Origin of the sequence: Amycolatopsis nalaikhensis, from assembly GCF_030264295.1 — a bacterium.
In the GTDB taxonomy this organism is placed as follows: Bacteria; Actinomycetota; Actinomycetes; order Mycobacteriales; family Pseudonocardiaceae; genus Amycolatopsis; species Amycolatopsis nalaikhensis.
The window spans coordinates 5,034,530-5,055,989 of the sequence record NZ_CP127173.1 but is presented as its reverse complement, the minus strand read 5'-3'; the positions used below and the strand labels follow the sequence as shown (position 1 = coordinate 5,055,989).

The following is a 21,460-nucleotide window of genomic DNA, read 5'->3' as shown; positions in this document are numbered from 1 at the left end:
CTAAACACTCACGAGCGGCTACGCGAGGCCGATGGCGAACACGTGGAGGTTCGGGTCCGCGGGCAGCGTCACCGAGGCGATGTGCTTTCCGGGTGGGGCGTCGAACGGGGTCGTCGCGTAGATCGACGCTCCCCCGCCCGGGCCGCCCGGCTGGTTGCGGTGGTCCGTGCGGGCCACCAGCGTGTTGCCGAACACCGGGTCCGTGCCGCCGCCGGGGAACACCCAGTCGCCGAACGACAGGTCCGCCTGGCCCGTCGTGCCGTCGGTGAACGTCACCGTCGCCGTGGCCCGGTGGTCGCCGTTCGACGCCGTGCCGATGAACGACAGCCGGGTGCCCGACACCGTGATCGCCTGCCCCGACGGGACGGCGTTGTCCGGTCGTCCGGCGGGCGCCGCGGGCCAGGTGAACGTCGTGCCCACGGCCTGGGCGGTCTGGCCGCCGACCAGGCCCGCCGCCGCCAGCGCCTGCCGGGACAGGCTGTTCCCGGCGCCGTCGATGTCGGCCGACCCGGCGTCGCCGTCGTCGGAGATGCCGACGTTCGAATACGCCGCCGCGAGACCGTCCTTCGGCGCGACCAGCACGATCACCGACGACGCCACCGACGTCGTCCCGCCGCGGACGGTCACCGGCACCTGGTAGTAGCCCTCGGGTGTCCCGGCGGCCACCGACACGCCCAGTTTCACCGTGCCGCCGCCGGTCCGGTCGTCGAGCCGCAGCTGCGGAGGTCCGGACACGACCAGACCGGCCGGCGCCTGCGCGGAGACGTCGAGCACGCGATCGTGCCCGCCGAGCCGCTGCCCGGCGACCGTGACCTCCCCGGAGCCGCCCGGCTCGACGACGACCTGGTTGCCCACGGAAGCCAGGAACGGCCTCTCGTTGTCCCGATAGGACGGTGGTGCCGAGTCCGCCGCCCACCGCGTGTCCGGAGTGGACACCAGCGAGAAGTCCAGCCGTCCGCCGTCGCGGACGACACCGGACGGCAGGGACGTCCGGTTCCAGTCGCGGCCGTTCAGCGACAGCGAGTGGACGTACGTCGCCGGGGCCTTCGGGGCACGGATGTCCAGCGTCCGCCCGGAAGGCAGCGACAGCACCGCCCGTTCGAACAGCGGGCTGTGCACGACCAGGTCCGGCGTGCCCGGCGTCGCCGGGTAGATGCCGAGCGCGGCCCAGACGTACCACGACGACTGCGCGCCGAGGTCGTCGTTGCCCGGCTCGCCGTCCGGCGTCGCGCTGAACAGCGTCGTCGCGATCTCGCGGACCACCTGCTGCGTCTTCCACGGCAGCCCGACGTGGTTGTACAGCCACGGGACGCCGAAGTCCGGCTCGTTGCCCGCCCACATGTACGGCTCGTTCGGGCCCACGTTCAGCTTCTGGAAGAACGTGTCCAGCCGGGACGCCACCGCCGCGGGCCCGCCCATCGCCGTCACCAGACCGGCCGGGTCCTGCGGCACCAGCCAGGTGTACTGGGCGGCGTTGCCCTCGTCGAAGCCGTCCTGGCCGAACTTGCCGGGCGGCGGCGGCACGTACGCCGGACCGTCCGGGAAGCGCCCGTCCTGCGCGCGCGGCTGGACGTACCCGGTCAGCGGGTTGAACAGGTTCTGCCAGTTCTGCCCGCGTTTCGTGAACTCCCGGGCGACGTCGCGGTCGCCGATGCCGTCGGCGAACCGCGCGATGGCGAAGTCGTCGATCGCCCATTCCAGGGTGATCGACGCGCCGACGCGGGCGTGGTCACCGCGCGAGGCGTCGTTGTTCGGCAGGTATCCGCGGGCGACGTAGTCGGCGATGCCCCGGCGTTCCTGGTACGCGCCGGGCGTCCCGTCGACCGACGTCGCCCCCTTGACCAGGTACTTCAGCGCGGTCTTGACGTCGAAGTCGCGCGCCCCGAAGGCGTACAGGTTCGAGATCAGCGCGACCGAGCTGTCCCCGGTCATCTGGCCGGTGTAGTCGTTCGCCATCGGCCAGCGCGGCCACCAGCCGCCCTGTACGGCGTCGTTAATCAGCGACTGCGCCATGTCGCTCGCTTCCTTCGGGAAGAGCATGGCGTGCAGCGGCGCGAGCGAGCGGTAGGTGTCCCAGTCGGAGAAGTTGGCGTATTGGTGCCGCCCCGCGGGCAACGTCCGAATCTGGTCGTCGAAGCCGATGTAGCGCCCGTCGGCGTCGTCGAAGGTGTTGGGGTGCATCAGCGAGTGGTACAGCGCGGTGTAGAACGTCTTGAGCTGCGCGGGATCCCGTCCGGCGACGCGGATCTTGCCGAGCGCTTCCGACCACTTGTCCCGGGTGGACTTCCGGACCGCGGCGAAGTCCCAGCCCGGGGCCTCCGCGGCCATGTTGGCCTTCGCGCCGTCGACGCCCACATAGGACATCGACACCTTCGCGTGCACGGTCCCGGACGCGAAGGTCAGGTACGCGCCCGCCTTCGGCGACTCGACGCCGTCGGAGCCCGGCTGAACCGACGAGCCGTCCCACGTGCCGTGCGCCGTGAACGGCTGGTCGAAGGTGATGGCGTAGTAGACGGTGTACTTGTTGGGCTTGCCGCAGAAACCGCCGGTGGACGCCGAGCCGCTGACCTCGCGGTCGCCGGTGATCTTCAGGTCCGCGTGGGAGTTCCCGGCCAGGCTGGCGCCGCCCTTGACGAGCACCTGCGGGGTCGCTCCGGCCGGATAGGTGAACGTCGCGAGTCCGGTGCGGGTGGTCGCGGTCAGCTCGGCCCGGACGTTCGAGTCGGTGAGCGTCACGGCGTAGTAGCCGGGCTCGGCCCGCTCGTCGTCGTGGCTGAAGTGCTCGACGCGGTTCCAGGGCGCCGCTCCGACGTCTCCGGCGACCGGCAGGATCGGCACGTCGCCGAACGCGGTGCAGCCGACCGACGCGTGGTCGAGGCTGAAGCCCCGGATCTGGTCGGAGTGGTACTGGTAGCCGGCGTACGCGCCCTGGGTGTCCGGCGAGAACTGCATCATCCCGAACGGCGTCGCGGGCCCGGGGAAGTTGTTGATCTCCCCCACCGAGCTGCCGCCGCGACCGGTCCCGATCAGCGGGTCGACGTACGCCGCCGGGTCGCCGACCAGCGGTGACATCGTTGTCGGAGCCGCCGAAGCGACCGCGGGCGCCCCGATCACCGCCGTCGCGACCACCGCCGCCAAGAACTTCGACCGCACCGGGAGCCTCCGATCGCCGCTGACCTGTCATCCGACCTTTGCCCGTACCCGGGCTCCCGGTCAACACTTTGACAAAGACCTGGCTCGTGCGCGGAGGTGTGAAGATCCGGTCAGGATCGCGTGCCATCGGTGTCAGGACGCCTAACCTCGACGCCGTGTGCGCACGTGTACTGGTCGCCGAGGACGACGAAAAGCAGGCCGAGGTGCTCCGGCTCTACCTCGAGAGCGAGGGCCACACCGTGGTGCTGGCCCCGGACGGCCGGGCGGCGCTCGACGAAGCCCGCCGCGAGCGTCCCGACCTGCTGGTCCTGGACGTGATGATGCCGAAGGTCGACGGCCTCGACGTCTGCCGGATCCTGCGCGGCGAGTCGGACGTCGCGGTGCTGATGCTCACCGCCCGCGCGACCGAAGACGACCTGCTGCTCGGCCTCGACCTCGGCGCCGACGACTACCTGACCAAGCCGTACAGCCCGCGCGAGCTGATGGCGCGGGTCCGCACGCTGCTGCGGCGCACGGCGTCCCGGCGCGAACCACCCGACACGGCGTTGCGCGCCGGCGGCCTGCGGCTCGACCCGGTCCGGCACGAGGTGTCGGTCGACGGCCGCGCGGTGGAGACGACCCCGGGTGAGTTCCAGCTGCTGGAGACGCTGATCCGGCAGCCGGGGCGGGTGTTCACCCGGCGCCAGCTGCTGGAGCTGACCCGCGGCGACGACCGGTTCGTCAGCACCCGCATCATCGACGTCCACGTGCTCAACCTGCGCAAGAAGCTCGAGCCGGACCCGCAGAAGCCCACTTACCTGCGGACCGTCTTCGGCGTGGGATACAAGCTGACGGCGGACGATGACGCGTAGCTTCCCGCGGCGGCGCAGTCTCGTCGTCCGGCTCACCGCCGTCTCGCTGCTGATCGCGCTGGTCTCGATCGCGGCGACGGCGTGGCTCGCCGTGCAGACCACCACCCGCGCCATCCAGCAGGAACAGGGGCAGGCGCTCTCCGGGGACGCGACCATCTACACCGAGCTGATCGGCTTCGCCGCGGCTGATCACTCGTGGGACCGGGTCGGCCCGAAACTGCGGTCGCTGTCGGACCAGACCGGCCGCCGGATCGTGCTGACCACCCTCGACCGGCGCGTCCTCGGCGACTCCGGGGGCGCGCCGGTCACCCTGCCGGTGAAGGCGACGGCGTCGGTCGACCCGCTGCACGTCGACCCGGTGCTGCTGCCGCAGGCCGGGACCAGCGGCATCGACCCGCGCGCCGCGGGCCCGTTCCGGCTGCCCGCGCCGGAGCGCAGCGAACTCACCACGCTGGCCGAGAAGGCGGCCGCCTGCCTCACCTCCGTCGGTTTCCCCAGCCAGGTGCGGCCCGCGGCGAGCGGGCGGCCCCAGCTGACCGGGCTCGACCCGATCGCCGCCCGCTACTTCGCGGCCAAGTGCGGGATCTACGAGCTGGCCGTGCCGACGCCGACCGAGCAGGCCGCGCTCGACAGCCTCGAAGCGGCCGTGAACCGCTGCCTGCAGGCGCAAGGCGCCGAGCCGGTCAAGCTGGGCCTCGACTTCGAAGCGCTCGGCGGCGCCGACCAGGAACCCAGCCGCGCCTGCGTCGACTCGGCCCGCCGCGAGCAGCTCACGCCGTACGTCGCGCCGCCCGCGCTGCTGTTCACCCTCGGCCCCGGCGGGTCGCAGCTGCCGACGTTCACGCTGTCGCGGGAGAACCTGACCCGCATCCTCGCGGTGACCGGCGCCGTGCTGGTGCTGGCCGTCGCGATCACCGTGCTGGTCGCCACCCGGCTTTCCCGGCCGCTGCGGGCGCTGACCGAAGCCGCGGAGCAGGATCGCCCGGCGCCGGTGAAGTCGCGCGACGAGGTCGGGTACCTCGCCACCGCGTTCAACGACCTCACCGCGCGGCGGGAACGCATCGAGGAGCAGCGCAAGGCGATGGTCAGCGACATCGCCCACGAGCTGCGCAACCCGCTCAACGTCATCCGCGGCCGGCTGGAGGCCGCCGAGGACGGGCACCTGCCGTTCGACCGGGCCCTGACCGCGTCGCTGCTCGAAGAAACCGTGCTGCTGCAGCACATCGTCGACGACCTGCAGGACCTCGCCGCCGCCGACGCTGGGCAGCTGCGCCTGCACCCCGAGCCGCTGGACGCCGCCGAGCTGGCCGGCCACGTCGCCGCCGCGCACGCCGACCGCGCCGCCGCGGCGGGCGTCACGCTCACCGTCGAAGCCACCGGCTCGAACGACCTCGAAGCCGACCCGGTGCGGCTGCGCCAGATCGTCGGCAACCTCGTGACGAACGCGATCCGGCACACCCCGGCGGGCGGCCGCGTGACGATCGACGTCTCGTCCACAGTGGACGCGGTGACGCTCGCCGTGGCGGACACCGGCACCGGGATCGCCGCCGCGGACCTGCCGCACGTGTTCGACCGGTTCTGGCGGGCCGAGAAGTCCCGCAACCGCCAGACCGGCGGCAGCGGGCTCGGCCTCGCCATCGTGCGGCACCTCGTGCGGGCCCACGGCGGCACGGTCACCGTCGAGTCCGAAGTGGACGCCGGATCGACGTTCACCGTCCGGCTACCGAAGGCGGATGGCGGTGGTGAGGGTGCCGGGGTGCGGGACGCGCAGGACGTGCAGCCGCCGGGCGCCGTCGCGGAGGAAGGTGACTTCCGTGGCGGTGACGGTCGCGGCGAGGACCGTCCCCCAGTCGATCGTGATCGTCGTGCCGCCGCGGCGGATCGTCAGCCCTGACGCGGTCGCCCGCGCGTTCGCGCCGTGGGTCACCGGCGTGCCGTCGGCGAACCGCACGTCGTCGCCCGGGTGCAGGACCAGCGGGACCTGCTCGGTGAGCGGCGTCGTGCCCCGGACCGCGCGGGTCACGGTGTCGCGCGTGATGGTCAGGTCGGTCCGGACCCGGCTGTCCAGGCCGTACCGGACGACGACCGGCGCCGAGCCGGGCACCTTCCGGCTCCCGTCCCACGCGCGGTCCCCGATGGCGAACGCGGCGTCCAGGGTGCCGCGGGCGTCGGGGCTGCCGGTGGGCAGCACGCTGGCCCAGCACTGGGTGTCGTCCTGCTGGGAGTGCACGACCATCCCCGCCCGCGGGTGCCACAGCAGGCCCTGCGCGCCCCGGACGTAGGTCGACGGCCGCGTCCCCCAGAACCCGGCGAGGTACAGCTGCGGGCGCCGGACATAGAGGTAGGTCTGGTTCAGTTCGTCGTCCCGGCGCTGCACGGCGAAGTCGCTCGAACGCAGGTACGGCAACTGCCGGATCGAGGCCTGCTTTTCGCCGTGCGATGGGAAAGCCTCGCCGCAGGAGACGTGCGCGAGGATGCGCGGGGAGGTGTCCTGTTTGGCCGGTCCGATCGCCGGGCCGGGCGTGGCCGCCCACTGCCGCCGCGTTTCGGCGCGGTCCTCGCGGGTGGTGAAGAACGCGGCCAGGTCCGGGACCTCCGGCACGAACAGCGAGCCGAGGTTGGTCCGGTCCGGGTCCGGGATCACGTCGTCGTAGTAGGACACGTGCGTGCGGCTCGACGTCGCGACGTAGGTCAGCGAGCCCGAGCCGTCCGGCTCGCGGACGACGTTGTAGCCGAACCAGTCCGCGAACTTCCGGGCCATCGCGACGACCGTGCGGTCGCGCGTGAGCGCGTAGATCTCGGCCAGCTCCGGGAGCATCACCTCGAAGTTGTAGTTGATGTCCATGCCGGTCGGCTCGTAGAAGAACCCCGCCGGGCTCTGGCCGTTCGCCGCGAGGAACTCGATCCGGTCGCGCAGCTGCCGGTTCAGCGCCGCGTCCGGGTTGAGCTTCAAGGCCAGCTGCGCCGACGACAAGCCGGACGCGTTCTGGTTGGCGTACTCGACCGGGTGCGCCCAGATCGGGTTGGCCGGGTTCAGGAACCATGTCATGCCCTGGTGCAGCGAGGCTTCGATTTCGGTCCGCCGTGCCGGAAGCGCGTCGACCTGCCGCAGGTTGGCGAGCGTCTTCGCCAGGTACCCCATGCCGAACCCGGTGGCCGCCTTGGACTTCTCGGTGATCGAGTACTCCGGGAACGAACCGTCAGCGTGCTGCAGGTTCAGGTAGTGCGCAAGGGCGGCGTCGAGCCGGTTCCGCAGGGCGGTGTCCGAAAAGTACGGGTTCCACGGCCGCCGGTTCGCGAGGAACCAGCTCAGTGTGTAGACGTGCTCCTGGACGCGGGCGTTGTACGGCTGGCTCGGCATCCGCCACCAGCCGCCGCCGAAGAACCCCACCGTAGCCGGATCGGTGGTTATGACATCGTTGACCATGCCCGCCAAGATCGCGAGGTAGGGCGCGAACCGCTGCTCCAACGGCGCGAAGAGCCGCCGCTCCGGGGCCCCGGGCGGGAGCGGGGCGAGCGGCGGGAACGGCCCCGCGGGTGGCGGCACGGCGGCGGTCGCCGCGGCCGTGCCTGCGAGGCTGAGTACAGCGGCGGCGGTGGCTCCGCCGAGGAAGGTTCTGCGGTTGATCACGACTGCCTCCTAGCCTTTGAGGCCGCTCTGGGCGAGCCCTTCGACGAACTGGCGTTGCGCGATGATGAACACGACCAGGACCGGGACGACCGTGGTGGTCGCGGCGGCGAGCTGGACGTTCCAGAGGTGGCCGCCGTAGACGTCGACGTACTGCGTCAACGCCACCGGCAGCGTGAACATGCTCTTGTCGGTCAGGTAGACCAGCGGTTCCAGGAAGAAGTTCCACGTGGTGAGGAACGTGAAGATGGCGACCGCGGCCAGCGCGGGCTTGGCGATCGGCAGGGCGACACGCCGGTAGAGCCCGAACCGCGACAGGCCGTCGAGCCGGCCCGCCTCCTCGAGCTCGCCGGGGATCGTGATGAAGAACTGGCGCATCACGAAGGTCGCCAGCACACTGGGCGCGCCGAAGATCGGCACGACGATCAGCGGCCAGTGCGTGTTGGTCAGGCCGAGGTCGTCGACCAGCCGGAACAGCGGGATGATCGTGACCTCGCTCGGCACCATCAGCCCGATGAGGATCACTGCGAAGAGCTTCTCGCCGCGGAACCGGATGCGGGCGAACGCGTACCCGGCGAGGGAGGAGAAGAACATCGTGCCGAGCGTGACGAGCACGGCGATGTAGAGGCTGTTGAAGTACTGCTGCGCCAAGGGGAAGTCGGTGAACGCGGCTTTGTAGTTCTCCCACTGCGGCTGGTTCGGGAACAGCTTCGGCGGGTACGCGAGCACCTCGTTGGCGGGGAGCAGGGACGCCGTGATCATCCACCACGTGGGGAACACGAACGGCACCGCCAGCACGACCATCACCGCGTAGCACGCGATCTTGGCCCTACGACTCATGGAACACCCACCGCTTCCGCATCCGCCACTGCAGCAGCGTGAGCACGAGGATGACGAGGAACAGCACGACGGCCAGCGCGGAGCCGTAGCCGAGGTCGTGGTTGGCGAAAGCCTGCTGGTAGAAGTAGAACACCAGCACGTTGGTGCTGTCGGCGGGCCCGCCGAGGGTGAGCACCTGGATCTGCGCGAACACCTGCAGCGCGCCGGCGACGGTGATGATCGCGGTGAGCAGCGTCGTCGGGCTGATCATCGGCAGGATCACCGACCGGAACCGCCGCCACGGCCCGGCACCGTCCAATTGCGACGCCTCCATGAGGGACGCCGGAATGCCCTGCAGCGCCGCGAGGAACAGCACCATGTTGAGGCCGACGTTCTTCAGCACCTGCACGACGATCACCGACAGCATCGCGGTGCCGTTGCCGCGCAGCCAGTTCGGGCCGTCGACGCCGATGGTCTGCAGCAGCGCGTTGATGCCGCCGTTGTCCTGCAGGAGGAAGTTCCAGACGATCGTCCACGCGACGAGCGTGATGACGACCGGCGAAAAGAAGATCGTCCGGAACACCGTGGTGCCGCGCAGCTTCAGGTTGAGCAGCAACGCCAGCGACAGCGCGAGGGTCAGGTTGAGCACGACCAGGCCGACGCAGAAGATCGCCGTGGCACGGGCGACCTTCGGCGCGGTCGGGTCGTCGAAGAGCTTCGCGTAGTTGTCCGCACCGGCGAACGTCGACGTCCCGGCGAGGAGGTTGACGTCCTGGAAGCTGTACCAGACCACCGCGGCCAGCGGCGCGACCACGAAGGCGAGGAAGCCGAGCGCCTGCGGGGCGACGAAGAGCCACCCCGCCAGCTCGTCCCGCCGCCGCGAACTGAGCGTCACTGGTTCAGCGCGGGGTCGATGGCCTGGCACACCCCGGCGAGCGCGGCGGGCACGTTCGCGTCCGGCTTCCACATCGGGTCCAAAGCGGACTGGACGAGCGACGCGATCCGCGCGCTGCCGGTGTGCGACGGCAGCACGGCGCCGGTCTTGATGCCGTTGACGACGACGTTCTGCAGCTGTTCCTGGCTGAACAGCGGGTTCGCCTTGGCCAGGGTGGCCGCGTTGAGCAGGCTGTCGCGGGCGGGCGGGAAGTACTGGCCGAGCTTGGCCGAGTTGGCCGGGTTGGTGAAGAACGCGAGGAAGTCCGCGGCGGCCTTGGCGTGCTTGCCCTTCACCGGCACGCCGATCCCGGCCTGGCCGATGACCTGCGCGTTCGCCTTCGGCCCGGCGGGCAGCGGCACGATGCCCCACTCGAACGGCTTGGCCTTCAACAGCCCGGCCCGGCTGATCTGCGCGATCGTCAGCCCGGCTTCCCCGGCGAAGAAGTCCGCCGTGGTGCCCGGTCCGGGCAGCGCCTTGTCGGTGAAGATCGCCTGGTGCAGGAACGTCATCGCGGACGTCATCTCCGGCGAGGCGAAGCCGCACGTCTTGCCGTCCGGGCCCCAGGCGTCGGCGCCGAAGCCGCGCCAGACCGAGGCGAGCAGCACCCACTGCTTGTACTCGAACTCGCGGATGACCAGGCCCGCCTTGCCGGTGTCCTTCGCGGCGACCTGGGTGGCGATCCGCCTGGCGGCGTCCCAAGTCCACTGTCCACTCGCGAGCAGCTGGTCCGGTGTCTCGGTGATCCCGGCCTGGGTCAACAGGTTCTTGTTGTAGAACATGCCGAACGGCGACGTCGAGAAGGGGTAGGCGTACAGGCCGTCGTCCTTGGTCCACAGCTTCGTCGCGGACGGGACCAGCTCGCCCGCGTTGTACCCGGCGGTCGCGGTGAGCGTGGGCTTCAGGTCGGTGAGGGCGCCGGACTGGACGAAGTCCGGGGCGTCGCGTTCCAGGATCCACGCGAGGTCGGGCGGGTTGCCGCCGGAGAGCTGCGTGGTGAGCGCGGCCGAGTAGGCGCTCGTGTCGCCGGGGATGACGTCGAACTTGACCGACGCGACCTCCGGGTGGGCCTTGCGGTACTCGGCGGCGATGGAGTCGAAGAGGGCCAGCTGGTTCTTGTCCGTCGTCCAGACCGTCATGCGCAGCGCGACGTTCGTGTCGTCACCGGCGCCACCGGAGCAGGCGGTGGCGCCCAGCGCGACCGCGGACAACGCCGCGGCGGCGAGCAGCCGGGTTCTGCGGTAGGCCACAGTGCCTCCTGGTTATTCGAATTAGCAGGGACGGTAAGCGTCACCCGCAGTGCTGTCAACCGGCCTTCGGCCTCAGCGTGAGTACTTTGTGGAGGGTGTCGCCGTGGTGGCGCCCTCGTGGATCTTGCACGGCAGCAGCAGCTGCCGGGGCTTCGGGTTCTTGAGCAACCCGACCAGGACGCGCACCGCGTGCACCCCCATTTCGTGGCGCGGGATCCGGAACATCGACCAGTCCGTGGCCGTGCTCGGCACCGCGTGCGCCTGGGGCTGCTGCGACGGGTCGGCGTCGCCCAGCACCACGATGGAGAGATCTTCCGGCACACCGAGCCCGACGTCGTGCGCGCACGCCAGGATCGCGTCGGCCATCGCCGAGCTTCTCGACGAGCAACGCCGTGACGCCTTCGTCGCGCACCTGCCGCAGCGCGATCGCCGGGTCCTCCTCGAGGAACACCAGCGGCGTCCGGCGGTGCTTGCGCGCGGCGGCTTCGTACCCCGCGCGGCGGTCGAGCGTCGGCTCGTTCTCCTCGGTCACGCTGAGCAGCCCGATCCGGCGGTGCCCGAGCGCCCACAGCCGTTCGTGGACCTCACGGGTGGCCGCGACGTAGTCGGCGCCGACGTAGCTGATCGGCCCGGTCGGCGACTCGCGGCGGCCGACGAACACGAACGGGAACTGCTCCTCGACGAGCTGCGCGAGCTCCTGCGGGTCGTTGTGCCGCCCGAGCAGGATCGAGCCGTCGGCGATGCGGAGCCGGTTCGTGCCGTGGTCGTAGATCCGGCGGCGCCCGTCGCGGCGGCCACCGCTGGTGAACAGCAGCAGGTCGAAGCCCTGTGCTTCGGCCTCCTCCTCGATGCCGAGCAGGAACGGCCGGTAGAAGTCGGCCACCCCGGACGGGAACACCGACTCGTAGGTGAACACGCCCAGGATCTGGTTGGACCCGCCGCGCAGGCGACGGCCCATGATGTCCACGGTGTACCCCGTGGTGCGCAGCACCTGCTGCACGCGCTCGCGGGTCTCGGGGGTGATGCGCAGGCTGTCGGAGCCGTTGAGGACCATGGACACGACGGCCTGCGAGACGCCGGCCAGGCGTGCCACCTGGGCCTGCGTGACCCGGCCCGAACCCGCCGTCATCCGTGGCTCCCTCCCGCGCATTTCCGTCGCACTCTACCGGCCGCACGGTCAGTACCCCCGCACTTCCGGCCACTGGCGTTCCACCCCGGCGGCGTCCAGCACGCGCGCGAAGTCGTCGAAGAGCCGCGTGTCTTCCCGCACGGCGCGGGGTTCGACGCCCTCGCTCACGGCGTACGCGGCGAGCAGCCCGGCGACCTCGCCGACGTTCCACTCGACCGGGTGCAGCCGGAAGCAGCCGTTCGTGATGTGCGTGGTGCCGATGTTCTTGCCGGCGGGCAGCAGGTTGCCCGTCCGGACGGGCAGCAGCGCGCCGAGCGGGATTTCGTAGGGCACGCTGGCGACGTCGATGTAGTTGTGCCCGCCGGTGGAGGGGTGCAGGTCGATCCGGTAGCTCCCGACCCCGACGGCGTCGTCCCGCCGCACCCGGCCGTCGACGCCGAGGATCTCGGCCGAGACGTCGTGTTCGGTGACGGTGGTGACGGCCTTGATGCGCCGCGCTTCCCGGACGTAGGCGGACTTCGCGAGGCCGTCTTCGGTGCCGGTGACGTCGGGGCGCAGCTTCAGGCCGGGGAAGCCGGTGCCGCCGTCGGCCCGCGGAGCTTCGGTCTGCAGCCAGTACAGGACGGACAGGCTCAGCTGCTTGGCTTCGCGGTGCGCGGTTTCGACGTCGGCTTCGGTGGTGTGGCCGGGGATCGTGAGGGCGGGCTTGAGCCAGTAGTCGTTGAGCGGCCAGTTGACGAGGGTGATGTCGGAGTCGAAGGCGCCGTCGGTGTGCAGGTTCCGGGCGAGGATGCGGCGGAAGGTCCACAGTTCCTTGTCCCCGGCGTCGGCGCTCTGGTCGGCGCTCACGGCGAGGGGGTCGCCGGGCGGGTTCGGGACGAAGGTGCGTTTGACGGGCTCCAGCGTCCGCGGGTCGGGGGCGACGAAGCCGAGGAGCGGGCCGGGCCAGAAGTCGGGCTGGTAGTCGCGCCAGAAGCCGTACATCTCGGGCCGGTCGATGACGTGGTGCTCGCCCTCGTGGTGGGAAACGGCGAAGCAATACGTAATACCTTGCAGATCGGCCGGGGCGGCTTCCGCTGGGGCGTGGGGTTCGCCGTGTTCTGCTTGGGATTCGGCCCCGGTGACGTGTTCGGTGCCGGTGAGCGGGAGGAGGTCGCCGTTCTCGGTGGCGTCGAGGACGTACTGGGCCTTGACGGTGACGCGTTCACCGGTGCTTTCGAGAGTGATCGCATCGACGCGGTCGCCGGTGGTGTGCGCCGCGACGGGACGGTGGTTCGGCAGAAGGTGAATCCGCCCGGCGGCGACGTGCGGGGCGAGCATGGCATCGATGACGGCCTTGGCGACGCGCGGTTCGTGGCAGAGTTTGCTGACGCGCCCCGCCCCGGGGTTGAGCTCGGGGTGTTTCGCGGCCTCGGCCCGCAGGGGGTAGTGGCGGCGGTAGTGGTCGCGGATGCCCGCGCGGAGTTCGCGGTAGGTGCGGGTGGACCCGAAGCGTTCGATCCAGGGGTTTTCATCGGGCGGCACGGCTTGGGCGGTGAGCTGCCCGCCGAGCCAGTCGGTCTCTTCGCTGAGCACGACGCGCCGCCCGAGCTTGGCGGCGGCCAGCGCGGCGGCGACCCCGCCGAGTCCCCCGCCGACCACCAGGATTTCGGTGTCCAGTTCCGTCATGAAGCCATCCCGCCCGCCGTGATAATTCGAATTACTACGCGGGTATGGTGCGCGGCGGGAGGCTGGCGAGTCAAGAGACAGAAGTGGACAACGTGGGCAGGGCGGGCCAGGCGGCACGGTGTGAGTCCGCAGTGGACATTGCGGCGGGGCGCGAGAGGCGCGCTGCCGGGCGGCATCGCGATCGGCAAGGAGCCAAGCTTGGCCGCCCCGGGCCGCTCGCCCGCAGCAATCACCGCTCGGGCCCGCCGCGCGCGATCGGCGGTGCGGGCGGTCTCCCGCGGCAACCACGGGCCGGGCCAGCCGCGCGCACCAACCCGGCACCCGCCGTGCCCGCGATCAGCCGCCGCTCGGCAGCCAACCATTGTGCCCGGGCCCAGCCGCGCACACCAATCCGGCACCCGCCGCCGCCCGCGCTCAGCCGCCGCAGCGACCGCCGCCTGGCAGCCAACCACCCTGCCCGGGCCAGCCGCGCGCACCAACCCGGCACCCGCCGCCGCCCGCGATCACTCCGCGGCGATCAGCGCCTCCGCCATCCTCCTGGCCGTCCGGAACGGCGCCGCGTCCTGTGCGACCACCGACTGAACCGCCGCCCCCTCGAGCAGCAGCATCAGCTCATCCGCGAGCCCATCCGCCCGCTCAACCCCAGCCCGCCCCAGCTGCGCCCCCAAATACCCCCGCAGGGCCGTCTTGTGGTGCCGGACCACCTCGCGCACCGGATCAGCCGGGTCCGGAAACTCCGAAGTCGCGTTGAGGAACGCGCACCCCCGGTACCCATCCCGGGACAACCAAGCCTCATACGCGTCGAACACCGCCAGCACCCGCCCCAGCGGATCCGCGTGCGAGGCCGTGATCTCGTCGATCTGCTCCTGCCACCGCCGGTCACGCTCCCGCAAGTAAGCGACCACGAGCCGGCTCTTGGACCCGAAGTTCCTGTAAAGAGCCGCCTTGGTCACCCCCGCCGCCGCGGCGACCGTGTCCACTCCGACCACGTGGATTCCGTCGCGGTAGAACAGCGTCGACGCCGCTTCGAGCACCTTCCCCCGCGCGTCACCCGGGCGAGTCCGAGCCATCTCCATACCTCTCAGTCTGCCGCTCTACCTGCACCAACCCTACCACTGCTTGACAACAAACAGACAGGTCTGTCTGATGGTGGCATGGCGACCCACACGGAACAAACCGCCCCGTGGTGGCCCCTCGCCGCGGTCGGCGCGGGCGTCATCGCCCTCTGCTACGGCTTCGCGCGCTATGCCTACGGCCTCTTCGTGCCCCGCTTCACCGAGACCTTCGGCCTCAGTACCGCCGCCGTCGGGGTGCTCGGCGGTGTCTCGACCGCCGGTTACGGCGTCGGATTGCTGCTCGCCCCGAAGGTCTCGGCACATTCGGCGCGCGGCACCGTCCTGCTCGCCGGGACCGCCGCCACCACCGGGCTCGCGCTCATGGCCCTCGCCCCGGACGTCGTCGTGTTCGGTGCGGGCATCGCCGTCGCCGGCGGGAGCGCCGGGCTCGTTTCGCCCGGGGTTGCCCAGCTCATCGGCGAGACCGTCGGTGACGGCGGCCAAGCCCGCGCGCAGACCTGGGCCAACACCGGTACCGGCCTCGGGCTCGCCGCGTCGGCGTTCACGCCGCTCGTCGCCTTCGGCTGGCCCGTCATCTGGGCGGCCTTCGCCGGGCTCGGCGTGGCCATGACGCTCGTCGCGTGGCGAACCCTGCCGCGTACTCAGCCCGCCGAAGCGGCCCTCGGCAAAACCCCGGGCCTGACGCCGCTCGTGCTCAACTCCGTCCTCATCGGAGTGACGAGCGCTCCCTATTGGACGTTCTCCAGCTCCCGGCTCACCGAAGCGGGCCTGGGCCCGGCCGCCGCGACCTGGTGCTGGTTCACCATCGGCGTCGGCGGCCTGCTCGGCGGACTCGCGGGCCGCGTCGCCGAACGCATCGGCCTTCCCGCCGCCAACCTCACGACGTGGACGCTCGCCGCCGCCGGGATCGCCTTGCTGGCCCTGCCGAACCCCGGGCTGGGCGGAGCACTCGTCTCCAGCGCGCTCTTCGGCTGCACGTACATGGCGTTGACCGGCCTCTGCATCGTCTGGGCCGCCCGCGTGTCCCCCGCGCGACCCGCTCGCGGCGTCACCTGGTCCTTCGTCGGGCTCGGCGTCGGCCAGACCGCCGCCGCCCCGTTGGCCGGGGCGGCCGCTTCCGCCATCGGGCTGGGGCCGGTGTTCGGACTGACCGGTCTGTTCGCGCTGCTCGCCTGGGCTCAGCTCATCCCAGCCGCGCGGGCAGTCCCGCGGCCGTGACCAGCCCCGGACCGGGGAACTTGACCGCGCGCGAGAAGCGCCGCCCGGCCGCCGTGAACACCCAGAGGCTGTCGGCACGCAGGACGCCCGCCGCGTCCGGGCGGTAGCTGCCCGCCGCGGGCTGGCCGTTCGCTCGCGTGGGCAGCAAGCGGAACTTGACGCCGAACGCGTTCCGCTCCAGGAACGGCAGGCACACGCGCACCCCCTTGAACCACACGGGATGCGGCACGGCTTCCAGGCTGAAGTCGTCGTGGATGACCGCCCGCAGCGCGGTGGTGTCCGCGGCCTCGAACGCCGCGACGTAGCGGTCGAGGAGCTCCCGTTCGAAGTCCGCGTCCGGCGGCTCGACGTCGAGGTCCAGCTCGTCGAGCCGCTGCCGGGCCCGCTGCAGCAGGCTCTTCACCGCGGGCACGCTCACGCCGAGCGTCTCCGCGATCTCGGCGGCCGACCACGAAAGGACCTCCCGGAGCAGGAACGCCGCCCGCTGCCGAGCCGGCAGGTGCTGCAGTGCCGCGACCAACGCCAGCCGCACCGACTCGCGCCGGACGACCACCTCGCCCGGGTCGTCGAGCACCGCGTCGGGCAGCGGTTCCAGCCACGCCAGCGAGTCGTCGCCGAAGATCCGGGCGTCCGGGTCGCTCGCCGGGGCGCCGAGCCCGGCGGGCAGCACCCGGCGGCTGCGGTGCTTCAGCTCGGTGAGGCACGTGTTCGTCGCGATCCGGTACAGCCACGTCTTGAGCGACGAGCGCCCTTCGAAGGCGTCGACCCCACGCGCGGCCCGCAAGTACGTCTCCTGGACGGCGTCTTCGGCGTCCTGGTAGGAGCCGGTCATCCGGTAGCAGTGGGCGACGAGCGCGGGGCGGAGCGAGTCGAACTCGTCCCGAAGCCGCACGTCCCCCACCAGTGACATCGCCTCAGCAGGCACCGCGCCCTCCCCGCTCCGTGGATCCGGTCTCTCCATTGGACACCGCCCGCCGGGAAAAGGAATCGGTCCGCGCCGGATCGCGTCCCACCGCCGCGAGCAGGCGCTCGGCGGCCGGTCGCCCCGGCGGCAGGGCGACCGGCCCGGCGAACAGGCCGCGCCGGTCGCCGAGCACCAGCGGCAGCTCGGGCAGCAGCGCGACGGCGACGTCGTCCGGGAGCGACCGCCCGCCGACGTCCCAGCCGTGCACGGCCGCCTCGATCGCCCCCACGACGAGCACCTGGTGGCAGCGCAGCGGGAGGCCGTCGACCGCGATCGACCGGCGGCTTCGCGCGTGGCGGGCCGCGGCGAGCAGGGCGGCCGCCGCCCCGGCGAGGTCACCGGGCGCGGCGGCCGGGTCCCGCACGGCACCCGCGGTCAGCGACGCGGCCAGGCAGCGCAGCGACCACGTCAGGTGCGCCAGCGCGTCGGCCACGGTCCACCCGGCGCACGCCGACGGGCGCCCGAGGTCGGCGACGCCGAGCCGCCCCGCCGACGCGACCGCGTAGTCCAGGGCTCCGGCGAGCACCTCCTCATCGGCCCGCGCCACCGGGCTCCTCCCGGCGCAGGGCCTCGAGGGCGTCCCGCATCCCGGCGAACCCGGCCCGGTAGAAGCGCGGCCCGAAGGACACCCGGGCCACGCCCGAGTCCGCCAGCGCGGCCAAGCCCAAGGACGGGTTGGTGTTGCCGTTGACCGGCCCGCCGACTTCGGTGACGACGCGCGCGAGGACGTCGCCCGGCGCCCCGATCGGGTAGACGCAGTCCGCGCCCGCCTCCCGGTAGCGGCGGCCGCGCCGGACCGCCTCGGCCGCCCGGTCCGCCTCGGGCACCCCGGCGGACGGCAGGAACACGTCGATCCGCGCGTTGACCACGAGCGGGACGCCGGATGCGTCGGCGGCCGCGCGCACCTCGGCGAGCCAGTCCGCGTGCGCCGCCGCGTCCGCGAGTCCCCCGGCCCGGTGGTCGGTGTCCTCGAGGTTGCAGCCCGCGGCCCCGGCTTCGACGAGCCGGTCCACCAGCTCACGCGGCTTCAGGCCGTAGCCCGCTTCGGCGTCCACGGTCACCGGGACGGGCACGGTACGGGCGATCCGCGCGGCCGCCGCGAACATCTCCGCCCACGGCGCCGCTTCGCCGTCCTGGTGCCCGAGCACGTCGGCCACCGCCGCGCTGGACGTCGCCACGACCGGGAACCCGGCCTCGACGACGAGTTCGGCGCTGGGCTCGTCCCAGGCGTTCGGCAGCACGAGCAGCTTTCCGGCGTGCAGTTCGCGCAGCAGGTCGGCGTGGGCTTTCAGGTCCGTCATGACTCAGTTCTCCTTCGATTCGCGACGCGGGATGAAACAACCGGCCAGCACGCCGAGCGCGGCGAGGGCGGCACTGACGACGACGGCGACCGTGAAGCCGCCGGCGAAGGCCTCGCGCGACGCGTAGCTGCCGCCCAGCGAGAAGCCGACGACCAGGACGGCGACGCCGAAAGCCCCGCCGAGCTGCCGCATCGCGCTGAAGGCGCCGGAGGCCTTGCCGATGAACCGCGGCTCGGCCGAGGTCAGCACCGCGCTCTGCGCGGCGGGCAGGCACAGCGCGATGCCCGTCCCGGACAGCACGAGCGGCGCGGCGATCGCCCAGTACGAGATCGACGGACCGGCGACGACCGCGATCCACGCCATGGCCAGCCCGTGCAGGCCCAGCCCGGCCACGATGAACGGCCGCTCGCCGAACCGGCCGACCAGCCGCCCGGCCAGCTGCGGGACGACGGCGGTGGTCAGCCCCCACGGCACCAGCCCGAGCCCGGCGGCGAGCGGCCCGTACCCGAGCCCCGCCTGCAGGAACTGGGCCATGAAGAAGCCGACGCCCAGCGCGGAACCCCAGTGGAAGAAGATGACGGCGTTCCCGGCGGAGAACCGGCGGGAGCGGAACAGCCGGAGCGGGAGCATCGGGTGCGCCGCCCGCCGTTGCCAGCCGAGGAACGCGCCGAGCGCCACCAGCCCGGCCACGAGCGGTCCCGCGACGCCGACCCAGCCCGCGGTGCCGACCTGGGCGAGTCCCCACACGACGCCGAACGAACCGGCGCCGACGAGCACCAGGCCGGGCCAGTCGATGGCGCGGTCGGGTCCGTGGCTCTCGTCGATCCGGGTCAGCGCGAGGACGACCAGGACGACGCCGACGGGGACGTTGATCCAGAAGATCCACGGCCAGGAGATGCCCGCGACGACAGCGCCGCCCAGGAGCGGCCCGAGCGGCACGGCCACCCCGCTCACGCTCGCGAAGACGCCGAGCGCCTTGGGCCGGAGCGCGGGCGGGAAAGCCGCACCCAGCAGGGCCAAGGCGAGCGGCATGACGAACGCGGCCCCGGCGCCCTGCAGCACCCGGCCCGCGACCAAGGTGCCGATGTCCGGAGCGAGGGCGCAGACCGCCGAGGCGAGCGCGAACACCGTCACCCCGCCCGCGAACACCCGCCGCCGTCCCCACCGGTCGCCGGCCGCCGCGGCGGTCATCAGCAGGACGGCGAAGCTCAGGCCGTAGGCGTTCACGGTCCATTCGAGCTCGGTGACCGACGCCCCGAGATCGGCCTTGATCGCGGTCAGCGCGGTCGCGACGACCAGCGCGTCGAGCACGACCATCAGCGAAGCGACCGCGGTGATCGCCAAGACCCATCTTCGCTGCGCTGTTCCAGTTTCCGGTACCGCCGGGGTGGGCGGGGTTTCGACGCGCACTCGGGACTCCTCGCGGCTCGGTTCGATGTCCTACCCAGTCATGGACATCGCGCGAGCCGGAAAGGAATCGGCGCTACAGCGGCAGCCCCGCGTAGTTGTGCGCCAGCTCGGTCATCGCCGCGGTCGAGGTCACCGTGCGGTGGAGCTGGGCGAGCTGGAGCTGCGCGTCGAAGTCGTCGCCGTGGCGGTGCAGCATCGACGTCATCCACCACGAGAAGTGCGTGCAGCGCCAGACCCGGCGCAACGCCGTCTCCGAGTACGCGTCGGCGAGCTCGTCGTTCCCGCGCAGCGACGCCGTCAACGCGGCCGCCAGCAGCGAAACATCGGCGACGGCCAGGTTGAGCCCCTTCGCCCCGGTCGGCGGCACGATGTGCGCGGCGTCCCCGGCCAGGTAGAGGTTCCCGTGCCGCATCGGCGTCGCGACGAAGCTGCGCATCGGCAGCACGCTCTTCTCGGTGATCGGGCCGGTTTCGAGGGTCCAGCCGTCGACGCCCAGCCGCTCGGACAGCGCCGTCCAGATCCGGTCGTCGCTCCACCGCGCGATGTCTTCGTCGGGCGTCACCTGCAGGTAGAAGCGGCTGACCCGCGGCGAACGCATGCTGTGCATCGCGAACCCGTCCGGGTGCCAGGCGTAGATCAGCTCGTCCGTGGACGGCGCGACGTCGGCCAAGACGCCGAGCCAGGCGAACGGGTACGTTCGTTCCCAGACCTTCGGGTCCGGAATGGACGCCCGGCTCGGGCCGTGGAAACCGTCGCAGCCGACGACGACGTCGGCGTCGATCCGCCGCGGCGTGCCGTCACTGTCCACAAAGGTCACGTACGGCTTGCCGGTGACGTCGTGCACCGCGACGTCGGCCGCCGAGTAGTGGGCCGGGCGGCCCGCCTTCTCCCGCGCCGCCATCAGGTCCTTGGTCACCTCGGTCTGCCCGTAGACGGTGACCGACCGGCCGATCAGGTCGGCGAAGTCGATGTGGTGCCGGTTCCCGGGCCACTGCAAGTGGATGCCGCGGTGCTCCATGCCCTCGACGTCGAGGCGGTCGCCGAGGCCGACCCGCCGCAGCAGCTCGACCGTGCCCGCCTCGAGGATGCCCGCGCGGATGCGGGCCTGGACGTACTCCGCCGTCTGCCGTTCGACCAGCACCGAGTCGATGCCGTCGAGGCCGAGCAGGTGGGACAGCAGCAGCCCGGCCGGGCCGGCGCCGATGATGACGACCTGGGTGCGCACTGGCGAACGTCCTTTCCCGCGAGGAAGCCCGAGCATCTCCCGGCGGGTCCGGCATGGACTACGACATTCTCATTCAGTGAGAGAGTGTCCGTGAGATTCCGCGCGCCGCCGCCCGCAGCGCCGGGATCTGGGCTCGCGCGTTCCGGTCGTTGGGCACGATGACCGACAGCGCCGCGACGACCCGGTCACCCGGCCCCCGCAGCGGCACGGCGATCCCCGTGGTCTCTTCGTCGATGAAGCCCGCGCAGAACGCGTAGCCGTCCCGCCGCACGTCGGCGAGGAAGCGCCGCAGCCGCGCCGGGTCGGTCAACGTGGTCCGGCGGAACGCCCCGAGGGGACCCGCGAGCACCTGTTCCTGCAGTTCAGCGGGTGCGTGGGCGAGCAGGACCAGGCCGGACGACGACGCGTGCAGCGGCAGCCGCCCCGCCACCCGCGTCACGTTCACGACCGCGCCGGGCGCCGAGAGCCGCTCGACGAACAGCACTTCGCGGTCCTCGAGCACGGCCAGCTGCGTGTGGTGCCCGACGACGGCGTGCAGGTCCTCCATGAAGGGCAGCGCCGCCTCGCGCAGCCCGAGCGTCGGCGACGCGCGCGAAGCGAGCTCCCACAAGCGGACGCCCACGCGAATCCGCCGATCGGGGTCCCGCTGCAGCCAGCCGTGTCCGACCAGCTCGTCGACCAGCCGCGACGCCGTCGCGACGTGCAGGCCGGCCCGGCGCGCGATGTCGGTGACCCGCAGCGCCGGAGTGTCCGGCCCGAAGGTCTCGTAGATGCGGACGACGCGCGTCAGCACGGAGTCGCGTTTCACCACGTCAGGCAGTGTGCCCCACCGCG

Annotated in this window: 16 protein-coding genes and 1 pseudogene; 3 read left to right on the top strand and 14 right to left on the bottom strand. The window is 72.0% G+C overall.

The genetic code is table 11. The annotated features are described in order from the left end of the window. Positions 1-18 precede the first annotated feature (18 nt). A complete protein-coding gene (locus QP939_RS25000) occupies positions 19-3,153 on the bottom strand; it encodes a GH92 family glycosyl hydrolase (protein ID WP_285459236.1) in 3,135 nt (1,044 codons plus the stop codon). Between the two features lie 155 nt (positions 3,154-3,308). Between QP939_RS25000 and QP939_RS24995 the strand changes: the two genes are divergently transcribed. Beyond that, on the top strand, positions 3,309-4,004 hold the full coding sequence (locus tag QP939_RS24995) for a response regulator transcription factor (RefSeq protein WP_285459235.1): 696 nt from the start codon (positions 3,309-3,311) through the stop codon (positions 4,002-4,004). Then, positions 3,994-5,898 carry a sensor histidine kinase gene (locus QP939_RS24990; RefSeq protein ID WP_285459234.1) on the top strand — a complete coding sequence of 635 codons (1,905 nt, stop codon included), beginning with the start codon at positions 3,994-3,996 and terminating at the stop codon, positions 5,896-5,898. The genes QP939_RS24995 and QP939_RS24990 overlap by 11 nt, the downstream gene beginning before the upstream one ends. A 1,746-nt stretch (positions 5,899-7,644) precedes the next feature. Here the strand turns inward: QP939_RS24990 and QP939_RS24985 are convergent. From QP939_RS24985 to QP939_RS24960, 7 genes and pseudogenes are all read right to left on the bottom strand, one after another. Then, positions 7,645-8,472 carry a carbohydrate ABC transporter permease gene (locus QP939_RS24985; RefSeq protein ID WP_285459233.1) on the bottom strand — a complete coding sequence of 276 codons (828 nt, stop codon included), beginning with the start codon at positions 8,470-8,472 and terminating at the stop codon, positions 7,645-7,647. Next, complete coding sequence (locus tag QP939_RS24980; protein WP_285459232.1) at positions 8,462-9,346, bottom strand: carbohydrate ABC transporter permease; 885 nt, start codon at positions 9,344-9,346, stop codon at positions 8,462-8,464. The genes QP939_RS24985 and QP939_RS24980 overlap by 11 nt, the downstream gene beginning before the upstream one ends. Further along, positions 9,343-10,635 carry an ABC transporter substrate-binding protein gene (locus tag QP939_RS24975; RefSeq protein ID WP_285459231.1) on the bottom strand — a complete coding sequence of 431 codons (1,293 nt, stop codon included), beginning with the start codon at positions 10,633-10,635 and terminating at the stop codon, positions 9,343-9,345. Before QP939_RS24975 ends, QP939_RS24980 begins: the two co-directional genes overlap by 4 nt. A gap of 72 nt (positions 10,636-10,707) precedes the next feature. Then, complete coding sequence (locus QP939_RS51860; RefSeq protein ID WP_352252720.1) at positions 10,708-11,001, bottom strand: substrate-binding domain-containing protein; 294 nt, start codon at positions 10,999-11,001, stop codon at positions 10,708-10,710. 109 nt (positions 11,002-11,110) lie between these two features. Then, positions 11,111-11,764, bottom strand: a pseudogene (locus QP939_RS51855) (LacI family DNA-binding transcriptional regulator); the annotation flags it as partial. Positions 11,765-11,812: 48 nt separating this feature from the next. Beyond that, positions 11,813-13,432: an FAD-dependent oxidoreductase gene (locus QP939_RS24965; RefSeq protein WP_285459229.1), complete on the bottom strand. Its 1,620-nt coding sequence runs from the start codon at positions 13,430-13,432 to the stop codon at positions 11,813-11,815. Between the two features lie 503 nt (positions 13,433-13,935). Further along, positions 13,936-14,502: a TetR/AcrR family transcriptional regulator gene (locus QP939_RS24960; RefSeq protein WP_285459228.1), complete on the bottom strand. Its 567-nt coding sequence runs from the start codon at positions 14,500-14,502 to the stop codon at positions 13,936-13,938. An 84-nt stretch (positions 14,503-14,586) separates the two neighbouring features. Between QP939_RS24960 and QP939_RS24955 the strand changes: the two genes are divergently transcribed. Then, complete coding sequence (locus QP939_RS24955) at positions 14,587-15,726, top strand: YbfB/YjiJ family MFS transporter (protein ID WP_285459227.1); 1,140 nt, start codon at positions 14,587-14,589, stop codon at positions 15,724-15,726. On the opposite strand, the gene QP939_RS24950 is transcribed toward QP939_RS24955, so the two are convergent. From QP939_RS24950 to QP939_RS24925, 6 genes are all read right to left on the bottom strand, one after another. Further along, positions 15,692-16,636: an RNA polymerase subunit sigma-70 gene (locus QP939_RS24950; protein WP_414641764.1), complete on the bottom strand. Its 945-nt coding sequence runs from the start codon at positions 16,634-16,636 to the stop codon at positions 15,692-15,694. The genes QP939_RS24955 and QP939_RS24950 overlap by 35 nt on opposite strands. A 4-nt stretch (positions 16,637-16,640) precedes the next feature. Beyond that, positions 16,641-17,237, bottom strand: a complete 597-nt coding sequence (locus QP939_RS24945; RefSeq protein ID WP_285459225.1) for a maleylpyruvate isomerase N-terminal domain-containing protein — start codon at positions 17,235-17,237, stop codon at positions 16,641-16,643. Next, a complete protein-coding gene (locus tag QP939_RS24940; protein ID WP_285459224.1) occupies positions 17,221-17,991 on the bottom strand; it encodes an isocitrate lyase/PEP mutase family protein in 771 nt (256 codons plus the stop codon). The genes QP939_RS24945 and QP939_RS24940 overlap by 17 nt, the downstream gene beginning before the upstream one ends. Positions 17,992-17,994: 3 nt before the next feature. Beyond that, positions 17,995-19,335: an MFS transporter gene (locus QP939_RS24935; RefSeq protein ID WP_285459223.1), complete on the bottom strand. Its 1,341-nt coding sequence runs from the start codon at positions 19,333-19,335 to the stop codon at positions 17,995-17,997. Positions 19,336-19,474: 139 nt separating this feature from the next. Next, positions 19,475-20,626, bottom strand: a complete 1,152-nt coding sequence (locus tag QP939_RS24930) for a 4-hydroxybenzoate 3-monooxygenase (protein WP_285459222.1) — start codon at positions 20,624-20,626, stop codon at positions 19,475-19,477. 73 nt (positions 20,627-20,699) lie between these two features. Continuing rightward, positions 20,700-21,437 carry an IclR family transcriptional regulator gene (locus QP939_RS24925; protein ID WP_414641763.1) on the bottom strand — a complete coding sequence of 246 codons (738 nt, stop codon included), beginning with the start codon at positions 21,435-21,437 and terminating at the stop codon, positions 20,700-20,702. Between the last annotated feature and the right edge of the window lie 23 nt (positions 21,438-21,460).

Bases quoted from the DNA above. Each gene is read 5' to 3' on its own strand.
- QP939_RS24960 (WP_285459228.1), bottom strand. From the start codon at position 14,502: ATGGCTCGGACTCGCCCGGGTGACGCGCGGGGGAAGGTGCTCGAAGCG.
- QP939_RS24955 (WP_285459227.1), top strand. From the start codon at position 14,587: ATGGCGACCCACACGGAACAAACCGCCCCGTGGTGGCCCCTCGCCGCG.
- QP939_RS24940 (WP_285459224.1), bottom strand. From the start codon at position 17,991: ATGACGGACCTGAAAGCCCACGCCGACCTGCTGCGCGAACTGCACGCC.
- QP939_RS24950 (WP_414641764.1), bottom strand. From the start codon at position 16,636: ATGTCACTGGTGGGGGACGTGCGGCTTCGGGACGAGTTCGACTCGCTC.
- QP939_RS24990 (WP_285459234.1), top strand. From the start codon at position 3,994: ATGACGCGTAGCTTCCCGCGGCGGCGCAGTCTCGTCGTCCGGCTCACC.
- QP939_RS24965 (WP_285459229.1), bottom strand. From the start codon at position 13,432: ATGACGGAACTGGACACCGAAATCCTGGTGGTCGGCGGGGGACTCGGC.
- QP939_RS24985 (WP_285459233.1), bottom strand. From the start codon at position 8,472: ATGAGTCGTAGGGCCAAGATCGCGTGCTACGCGGTGATGGTCGTGCTG.
- QP939_RS51860 (WP_352252720.1), bottom strand. From the start codon at position 11,001: ATGGCCGACGCGATCCTGGCGTGCGCGCACGACGTCGGGCTCGGTGTG.